6 protein-coding genes are annotated in these 10,895 nt (G+C 35.0%); all 6 read left to right on the top strand.

Annotation, left to right across the window (positions count from 1 at the left end; translation table 11 throughout):
• The first annotated feature begins 358 nt into the window (after nt 1–358).
• The 6 genes from DKT72_RS17610 (at nt 359) to DKT72_RS17635 (ending at nt 10,592) form a co-directional block, all read left to right on the top strand.
• On the top strand, nt 359–1,354 hold the full coding sequence (locus DKT72_RS17610; RefSeq protein ID WP_162623368.1) for an IS110 family RNA-guided transposase: 996 nt from the start codon (nt 359–361) through the stop codon (nt 1,352–1,354).
• A 524-nt stretch (nt 1,355–1,878) separates the two neighbouring features.
• A complete protein-coding gene (locus tag DKT72_RS17615) occupies nt 1,879–2,331 on the top strand; it encodes a T9SS type A sorting domain-containing protein (RefSeq protein ID WP_111310068.1) in 453 nt (150 codons plus the stop codon).
• A 3-nt stretch (nt 2,332–2,334) separates the two neighbouring features.
• Nucleotides 2,335–9,165, top strand: coding sequence for a glycohydrolase toxin TNT-related protein (locus DKT72_RS17620; RefSeq protein WP_111310069.1), 6,831 nt, complete (start codon nt 2,335–2,337; stop codon nt 9,163–9,165).
• A 3-nt stretch (nt 9,166–9,168) separates the two neighbouring features.
• On the top strand, nt 9,169–9,426 hold the full coding sequence (locus DKT72_RS17625; RefSeq protein ID WP_111310070.1) for a hypothetical protein: 258 nt from the start codon (nt 9,169–9,171) through the stop codon (nt 9,424–9,426).
• Nucleotides 9,427–9,553: 127 nt separating this feature from the next.
• Nucleotides 9,554–10,024, top strand: coding sequence for a hypothetical protein (locus tag DKT72_RS17630; protein ID WP_111310071.1), 471 nt, complete (start codon nt 9,554–9,556; stop codon nt 10,022–10,024).
• Nucleotides 10,025–10,265: 241 nt separating this feature from the next.
• Nucleotides 10,266–10,592: a hypothetical protein gene (locus tag DKT72_RS17635; protein ID WP_111310072.1), complete on the top strand. Its 327-nt coding sequence runs from the start codon at nt 10,266–10,268 to the stop codon at nt 10,590–10,592.
• The last annotated feature ends 303 nt before the right edge of the window (nt 10,593–10,895 follow it).

The following is a 10,895-nucleotide window of genomic DNA, read 5'->3' on the forward strand; positions in this document are numbered from 1 at the left end:
GTTAAATATCTGATTTTAAATGAAATATAAACCAGTAACATCGCGCAGCGTGTTACCCTCTTGCTTTTCCCCTTAGTTTTGTAAACACACTTTATATAGAGAATTTTTCATGATAGTAAGTACTTGTAATGAGTAACTTTATATCGGGGGAAAACTCTCAATAATTATAATCTGTGACCAAACTGATAGGGGCGAATTATACGCTTTTCAAAGCTCTTAGGCTTATACTTTATTTGATAAAAGCCCTTATCAGTTATTTCCGGACAGGCATCAGATGGAAATTCAGGCTTTTAGGCCTATTATTAGAGGTTCGATGATTATCTGGATACTGGTCATTAATCTTAAAATCTTATCTGTTATGAACAAACAAAATTTCTGCTACTTTATCGGTATTGATATATCGAAAAGGTTCTTTGATGTAGCCATTATCGATAAGGATAGGACTGCCTCGTATGTATTCGAAAACTCTAGAAAGGGTACTAATGCCTTTATCAGGTTGCTTCAAAATCAAAAGATTTCTTTGTCCAACACGCTTATTTGCATGGAACACACAGGTATTTATGGTAAAATAATCATTACCAAGCTCGTGGAAAAACAAGCGAACTTCTGTGTGGAAATGCCTATACAGATTACCAAAAGCATAGGGCTTCTCAGAGGGAAAAGTGATCGTGTGGATGCCAAACGGATTGCTCAATATGCATCTAAGAACTACAGGGAAATGGAACTTTACAAGCCTATGGCAGAAGTGCTCGAAAAAACAAAAATACTGCTTAAGATCAGAAGAAAATTGGTCAATACCAGGGCGGACATCAACAAGTATCCAAATGAACTTGAACTGTTCTCCCCTGAACTTGGGAAGCTTGCTAAAAAGAATCTCAAGAAAATCAATAAAAACCTCTGTGATGAAATTGATCGTGTTGAAAGTGAAATTAAAAAACTGATCCTTTCCGATGACAAACTCAATAAAACGGTTGGTTTGGTTACTTCCGTTACTGGAATTGGACAAATTACGGCTCTCCATTTTACCATTTTCACCAACTTCTTTACACGATATGATAATCCTAAACAGCTCGCCTGCTACAGCGGTGTAGTGCCGTTTGAATATACTTCTGGGGATTCTATACACCGAAAGTCTAGGGTTCATCCCATGGCAAACAGAACGCTCAAAAAACATCTCCATATGGCGGCACTGGCTGCCATTAACCATGACCCTGAGATTAGGGCTTATTTCCAAAGAAAGGTTGAAGAGGGAAAGAACAAAATGCTCATCGTTAACAATGTTAGGAACAAGCTTGTGCATAGGGTATGTGCTGTCATTAAAAGACAACAACCGTATGTTAAAAATATGGCTTGAAACTTTTGTCATTTTTTCTTGGTTTTAACATGGAAATCTTTTCGATATTAACGGAACTATGTTATTCATATTTATTATTGACTTTATACCTATAAATATTGAATTTCGTTTTCCAAAATGAAAACGCATAAATAAAAACAAGATGCAATAAACAGGCTTTGCAACATTATAAATAAAAGTCTTAGGTTCAGTTCATTAATAGCAATGTTTCTTTCAAATAACCTTATTTAAAAATTTTAAAAAATTACGGTTTTTCCGCAATTTTTTGTTGTTTTTATTTTATACACTTGTTGTGTAATAGTACAAATTAAAAGTTAAGAAGCAATCACTAATCCGGTCATTAAAGTACGCACATATACTACATATACAACTCAGTTATAGTAGAGGTATTTGCTAATCTAGAGCAAAAAACACTTCAATTTTTAAGGCAATAGGTAGATGACTCATAGATAATAATTCTTCGATTAATTTTAAAATGTTATTACTTGTAATCCCTTTTTATTAAAAATTTTTATACTTTATATATGAAGCACTTTACATTGTGTTTGTTCCTTGGGTATTTTATTTTAGTTAATGCTCAAGACAAAATTAAATTTCAATATGATTTGGCAGGCAACCAAATACAGCGATCGTTATGCATTAATTGCTCAACATCCAAAATAGACAATGAGAAAACGAAAGAGATAACTGCTTTGGAAGGCGAGGACTTACAAAAATTTTCTTCCGAAGATGTTATTTCCTATTACCCAAATCCCGTGAAAGAAGAGCTCTATCTTCAATGGGAGTTAATAGAAGACAATTATGTTTACTCAATACAGGTATATGGATTAAATGGACAAGTGGTTCAAACATTCCCTAACTTGGAGAAAAAAAACAATCAAAACATTGCTTTTCAAATGTATCCCATAGGAATGTATGCGGTGGTATTGTTTTATAATAATGGTGAACAAAAATCAATCAAAATCATTAAAAATTAATCTATGAAACAATTTTACTTTAGCCTAATGTTTTTAGGTTTTTCATTTTTTGTTTCGGCGCAAGATATGGGTGGGACACCAGTAGAAGGATTGATTCCGATTACAAGAATAAATAGTCCAGGTCAAACCCCAAAAACACTAAATACCACTAATGAATTTAGTGGAATGCCAGAGATGCAGCCTATGGCTGTAACAACGGGCCCAACAGGAAGTTCTACGGAAGTAGGTATAACAGAAGGTCAATTGTCAGTGTCGCTAACTGGAGCGGCTTCTTATTCCATTCCTATCATGGTGCCTCCAGGTATAAATGGTGTTGTACCACAAGTTAGTTTGACATATAATAGTCAAGGGGGCAATGGTATGGCTGGATATGGTTGGAATATAACAGGCGTGTCTTCTATAAGAAGAATGCCTTCAACGGCCTTTCATGATGGCAATATAGATGGCGTTGATTTTGATAATTTGGATCGATTTGCTTTAGATGGACAGCGATTAATATTAAAAACGGGATCTGTATATGGTTCTAACGGTGCTATTTATGAAACAGAAAAATTTTCTACTGTAAAAATCACTTCCTATGGTGTCCATCCATCAGGGACCAATTATGGTCCTTCCTATTTTTTGATTGAATATCCTGATGGCTCTAAAGCTTATTACGGTAACTCTACCGATTCTAGAAGTATCATTGAATACGCCATTACTTATTGGGAAAACCCACAAGGAGTTAGAATTAGTTACACCTATAATAACGCAAATAACAATTTAAGTATTTCATCAATTAATTATGGAACATTAAATGCTTCAAGCCCTATAAACAAAATCCAGTTTAATTATGGAACCTCTACCAAACCAGAACTAATCTATATCGGTGGACAGAGTATTTTACAAGATAAAATTTTAAGTAGTATTGCTGTAACATCCAATAGTGTTGGTTTTAGAAGTTATTGGTTATTGTATAACACCAACTCCTTAGGATATAAACGTTTAACGAGTATAACTGAGAGATCTGGTGATGGGGCAAAAAGGTATAATCCTACTGTTTTTACTTATGAAAACACCTCAGAATCTATCTCTTATGCCGATTTCACATCCAGTTTAAGTATAGGTAACATAAATTCTTCAAATGCAGGAACTGTTTCAGGGGATTTTGATGGTAACGAAAACATGGAGTTTTTAATCTACCCAACTACGGGCACGGATAGTAAAAAGAAATATTGGTTGTTTACAGACATAGGTACGGGCAGTAGCACCAATTTTGGCTGGCAACATGATGTAGGCGAATTTGAAACTATTTTCCCAGTAACTTGGCTGACATCAAACAATAAATTATGGGACAAGCAAGGATGGACGGTTGCCAAAAAAACAAACACCAATTATACCTTTACAATCTACAGTGCTGGAACGGTATCTCCTATTTATTATCAATACGACCGTGTGGTAACTTTCCCCACACAAGCAACAAAAGAAGTAGTGAATTGCATGGGAGTCATAGTTAATAAAATGTTTCCAAAAAAAATTCTATCAGGCGATTTTAATGGAGATGGGCTTACAGATGTTATGGCGATTGATATGGATTATCTTTACGCTAGTAATAGTTCAGTAAAAAATTGCAGACTTTATCTCCCAAAAAAAGTAACATCCAAAAAAGTCTATTTTGTAGATTTAAAAAGGGATAACACTACTAATTTTTTAACATATTCAGGTGAATTGTTAGCCAATTTAACCTCAACCTCCAAAGTGGAAGTTGCCGATGTGAATGGTGATGGTAAGTCCGATTTTATGGTTTTTGAAAATGGAAAAGTTACTACATATTCTTTAAGCAATACCAATCAATTAATCCAATTATGGAATTATCCCGATACCAATATCTCTATTGATAATTCTAAAACAATTATTCTGGGAGATTATAACGGTGATGGTAAAACAGATTTTATTATTCCGTCAGCCTATGGTTCTACAGTATGGTACAAATATACGTCTACTGGAACAGGTTTTATAAAAGCCGTTCAGACCTATACAGGTATTTCTTTTACACAAAATACTGCTACAAATACATATAATTACATAGCATCAGATTATGACAAGGATGGAAAATCGGATTTGATTTTATGCAAAAGCTATAGGAATTCAGGCAATACATCAGGTAATATAATAGTTACTTGTTATAATAATAGAGATGCCGCTTTTAGTTCAAGTAGTTACAACATAGCTTACAGTAATAATAGTTCATCAATTTATCTTAATGCGCTACCTATTTACTTGCCAACAGGAAAAGGGATTCAAAATAAAGATAAACCTTATAACCCAACCCTAGAGATTGCGTTTTTAAGCGATAATAAAATTTTCTACTTTAATTCCAATAAAGATAATTCCAAGGACCAATTATTACGCACCATTACAACCGGCAATGGCGTTACGGAATCCATTAGTTACAAACCCTTGAATTCGGATATTGATTTTAATGATGGGGCCTATTATCCAATTTATACTAGTGCATATTCAGAAAGCTATCCCAATATAGATATCAAAACGGCATCCAGTTTAAACGTCGTTTCAATGCTCGAAAAACAAAGTGCTACAGATTATTCGAAACAAATGTATTCTTATTTTGGAGCTGTTTCTAATGTACAAGGACTAGGTTTTTTAGGTTTTAAAGCCACTGCTCGTACAAATTGGTTTAATGATAATAATCCCATAATAACAACGGTATCCAAATATGATACGGCGTTACGTGGAGCCAATACCGAAAGCTATACGGTTTTAGGCAATTATTCTGCCAATGATTATTCGGCTCCAACTAATTTTATTAGTAAAACTACTTCCAGTTATACAAATACACTAGCTGCTAATAAGGTTTTTACCCTCAAGTTAAGTGCTTCACAACAGTTTAATGGTTTGAATGGTACGAGTATCGAAACTTCGGGTATTTTATATGATACTTATAACAATCCAACACAATCAACAATTGTTACAAAACAGGGCAGTACTATCCAACAAACTACTGTAAGCGAGATAGCTTATGCGTTACCTACAAGTTCACCTTATGTGGTGGGCAGACCAGTAAATAAAAAGCAAAGTGTTGCTATTTCCGGAGATACAATGACTTCTGAAGAGCAATACGCATACAATACAGGTGGTTTATTGACCCAAGTAAAGAAAAAGGGGCATAATACCAATTTTATTACGGAAGACAATGTCTATGATACTTTTGGTAACATTACCCAAAAAACAATTTCAGCGTCTAATGTATCGTCAAGAACAACCAATTATCAATATGATACATCTGGTAGATTTTTAACGTTAAGCACAGATATTGAAGGTCTTGCAACCAGTTTTTCTTATAACACTAACAATGGTTTATTACTTTCGGATACCAATCCCTATGGTTTAACAACCAGCTATACATATGATGTTTGGTTTAAAAAAATAAATACCACCGATTATTTAGGTAAAAGCACTCAAACAACATATGCGAGAAATGGAGGCAATACAACCGTTACCACCACAGGGGATGATGGCAGTGCTACCATAACAAATTTTGATGATTTGGGAAGAAAAATAAATACAGGTGTTAAAGACGTGAATGGGAACTATGCATATGTATCTTACCTTTATGATATTTACAACAGAAATTACAAAGTAAGTGAACCTTACACTACCAGTGCAAGCCAATGGAACGAAACCCATTATGATGATTATGGGCGAACCATTCAAAATTTAGCTTTTACAGGCAAAACGACCAATATTACATATACTGGATTAACCACTACCGTAAATGATGGTACATTAAGTAAGACCATTACAAATAATGCCCTTGGCAATATGGTTAGCATGACCGATACTCCTGGCGGCACTATCAATTACACTTATTTTGCGAACGGCAATCTAAAAACAACTAATTATGATGGCGTCGTTACCACTATTGAACAAGACGGCTGGGGTAGAAAAACCAAATTGATAGATCCATCAGCGGGAACCTATACATATACCTATAATGATTTGGGCGAAGCCTTAACGGAAACCACGCCCAACGGTACCACAACTTATTCACTTAGCCCTCTTGGTAAAATATTAGGAAAAACCATTTCAGGAACCAATACAAATAGCCAAACAAGCTTTGTGTATGATAGCACCACAAAATTATTAAACTCTAGCACTTTTACCGATGTGTTGGAAAATAATGCAATCACAACCACAACCTATGCCTATGATACGAGCAAAAGGTTAATTACCAATATGGAGACCACGCCTTATGCCACCTTTACGAAACAGTTTACTTATGATGGCTTTGGAAGACTGAATACCGAAACATCAACAGCGACTGCTGCTGGTAAATCGAGTACCAAAACCATACAGCATACCTATAAAAACGGTTATGCTTGGCAAATGATAGACACAGGAAATCAGCAAGTGCTTTGGCAGACCAATTCCGTGAATGCCAGAGGTCAACTAACAAGTGCTAATTATGGAAATGGTTTAGCTTTGAATCAAAACTATGACACCTATGGTTATATAGAGCGTTCAAGGGTTTTTACTGCTAGTACGAATACAGATGTCCTTAATTTATACACCACCTTTGAACCTATAAGAGCAAATTTAACATCTAGAACAAATAGTTTGTTCAATTGGACAGAAAACTTCCAATATGATAGCTCAGACCGATTGACACACTACACCAATGCACAAGGGGTCCAAGCACAACAAATATATGAGAACGATGGTCGTATTAAACAAAACACTTTAGGAACCTATAACTATAGCAATTCCAGTAAAAAATATCAAAATACATCCATAGATACCAATCTGGCATCAAAAGCATACTATGAAAATAGAGCAGGTTTATTCAATGAAAATATGGAGCAAAAATCAGGTTGGACCATTTCTGACCCCTCTGTTTTTACTTACGATACAAATGTTGGAAAAAGCGGCACCACTTCATTAAAAATTAACAATACAACAAGTGGGGAAAAAGTAATACATGCAGAAAATTGGATAAAAATCAATAATGCCGTTCCTACAGAATACACCTATTCTGCATGGGTAAAAAGTGATGGCAGTAATCCAAACGCAGAAATATTCCTGTTTATGAAAACCGAGAACGAAACGGGTTATTATACCTATGTTGATAGCAAAACCATTGCTACTACAACAGGATGGTCTTTAATAGAAAAGACCTTTTTAGTGCCTGCTAATATTAAAAAGTTGAACATTCGTTTAGATAATAACGCTACAGGGATTTTATGGTTTGATGATGCGCGTATTCGTAAAACCAGTGATGTCATTCCTCAAGAAAGAGAGTTAAACATTTCTTATAATACTTTTAAAAGCCCTTATGAAATTACTGAGACAGGTGTAGACAAGATTAGTTTCACATATAACCAATTGGGCAACAGAAGCAGTATGTTTTATGGCGGGTTGCAAACGGATAAAACGCAAAGGCAATACCGTAAACACTATTCAGCCGATGGCAGTATGGAAATTAAGCACAATACGGCAACAGGAGCTGTAGAGTTTGTTACCTATATTGGAGGCGATGGTTACACGGCATCTGTGGTGTTAAAAAGTGATGGCACTACTCAAGAATACTTATATTTGCACAGAGACTATTTAAGCAGTATTGTTGCCATAACCAACCAAGCGGGTATTGTGGTAGAAAAACGTTTGTTCGATGCTTGGGGAGAGGTTGTTAAAGTTATAGATGGTCAAGGTACTGTTCTATCTGGCTTTGCCGTATTGGATAGAGGGTACACTGGGCATGAGCATTTGCAGAGCGTAGCACTCATACATATGAATGGGCGTTTGTATGATGCTAAGCTGCATCGTTTTCTGCAACCGGACAATTATATGCAAGACCCAACCAATACGCAGAACTATAATAGATATGGGTACGTTCTTAACAATCCTTTAAAGTATACTGACTTTAGTGGGGAATCCTGGAATAGTTGGTGGGCTAAAAATTGGAAATCAGTTGTAACAGTTGTAGCAGCCGTAGGTACAGCTGTTATTATTGTAGCATCTATGGGTACGGCCACACCTTTGGTGGTTGGTTTGTGGGCAGGTGCAGGAGCTGGTCTTGTAGGTGGTACATTGGGTACAGCACTCAATGGGGGGACTTTTGGAGAATCCTTAATGGCAGGATTCAAAGGAGCTCTTATGGGGGCTGCTATGGGGTATGTTGGCGCTTATGCAAGTGTAGCAATAAATGCAGTAGGCATTGTGCCAGGGGCATTATCTGGAGCATCTACTTCTACTACTTTAGGTGCATTAAGTAATATAATATCTGGCAAAGACTGGGATGCTGGTTTGGGCATGAATGCTATTTTTGGATTAGTCGGTGGTGGTTATTCTGGGTTTTCTGCGGCTAAAGCTAGCGGAGCTGGTATCTGGTTTGGCACAGAAGTTAAACCATCTGCTACTGTTATTGCAGGAAACGTAAATAAAGCTATTGAAAAAGCTAAAGTTGATTATGATAAATCTACTCAAGTACAGGCAGAATCGACCACGCAAAATAATACAGTCGCAAAATATCAGCCAGAAAATGGTGGAGCAATGGGGAGTTGGGAAACAGAAATGACGTATCCAGGACAAATGATGGATAGATTCGGTGATAAGTTTGGAACTTACGCTTCTCCAGAAGGTACTCCTTTTGAAATGAGGTCTCTTCCAGCGTCAACAGATTTAAGTATTAAAATTAATTTCGAAGTTATTAAACCATTTCCTGTAATGAAGTCGTATATAGCTCCAGCACATTATTTTCCTGGAGGGGGTATTCAATATAAACTTCCAACTAGTCCGTTTTATTTAGAATATCATGGATATATTAAATTTCATTAAATTATGAATATTAAAACATTTAAAGAAAAAATTATTAAAAATAAAATACCTGATAGTTGGTATTCAATAAATAATGGAGTTAAATTTAATGCTTGTAATTTAATAGAGCATGGTTCTTATTGGGAATCTTTTTATTTTGATGAAAAAGGAGAAAGTCATAATCTTCGCTTATTTAATAATGAAGACGAAGCTTTAGATTATTTGTGGACAGAAATAGAGAATATGATTAAATTATATCATTGGAATCCCAATTCCCACTAGCGCTCGTAACAAACTATCACTAATAGGGTAAAATGGAAAATTACTAGGAAGGATATATTCACAGAAATCAATTGTTGTTTGCTCAGTCCTGAATAAAGGTTACATATAATTACAAAATATATAAAACATGAAACATACATTTCAACTCCAAGATTTTCCTAACTCCTATTTTGAAATTGAAACATCAATTTTCACGGGGAAATCTAAATTACTAAAGAATAATATACAAGTTGAACAATCTACGGAAAAAGGCAGACCATTTCTTATACCAAATGAAACGGGTGAACTTATTAAAGCATTTCCTAAACAATCATTTCCTGATACGGTTCCAGCATTAGAAATTAATGGTGTCAAAAATCAAATAGTTGCTAAACTCCAATGGTTTCAATATGTTTTAGGTGGGCTTCCAATTTTATTATTATTTGTAGGCGGCGCAATTGGCGGTGCCATTGGCGCTGTTGCTGCGGTTACAAATTTTAACATTTTTAGACAAGAAGGTTCTGAAACTTTGAAATATCTGAAGGTTGCTGGAGTAATATTGGCAACATACACACTTTATTTTGTATTGGCAACAATCATTTCGACATCAATAAAGTAGAAATATGGAGATAATTAAAAACAAACATTTAGTTACATTGTATAACCGCAATTAAGGGGGTTTGTTTATACCAGAATCTACATTGAATTCTAAGGTCAGTGTTAAAAAAGAAGACAGGTGCATATTTATCCCTTACCTGAAGGTTATAGAAGAACCGCTATAAGTAATTTTGACCAAAATAAACTTTAGAAAATGAAAAAAACAGGTTTGACCCTGACTTTGGTTTTGCAACAATGAGTTTATGCATAGCCCAACAAATGAAGTAAAAAAAGTGTTCGGCGGCTATAAATATTCTCAGAATGGCGAAAATTTGAGAATGGGTGAATTAGTTAAAATAATGGAACCAAATCCACAAGCATTTGAACTCATTAAAAAAGCACAATCTAATAATACCATCACTTATATTCTTGTTATCACAAGTGGAGGCCTCATTGGTTGGCAAACAGGAACTAACTCAGCAGGTGGAGATGCGAATTGGACTTTGGCGGGCATAGGAGCTGGTCTTATTGCAATTGGAATTCCAATTTCATTGAGTGTTGATAAAAAAAAGAAACAAGCTGTGGAGTAATATAATTCGTCTCTGAATTCAACAACACATAATGAATTTACGCCAGAATTTAAAGTTATAACGAATAGAAGCGGAATTGGACTAACAATGACCTTTCAAAAAAATAACTTACAACAAAAAACCGAGTTAAAGACAAGCCATTTTAAGCTAAATTTGAATTAGGCTAATAGCTTTTTTTTTATTATAGACTATAAAATTTCCTTTCAATACACTCCCGTTGCCTTATGAGGAGCATATTGAAAGGAAATTCTTTTTAAGCATTAAAAATTATTGGTTTAATTAATAGCTTGATATTGTTCTTTC

It is taken from the genome of Confluentibacter sediminis, assembly GCF_003258355.1.
Lineage (GTDB): Bacteria > Bacteroidota > Bacteroidia > Flavobacteriales > Flavobacteriaceae > Confluentibacter > Confluentibacter sediminis.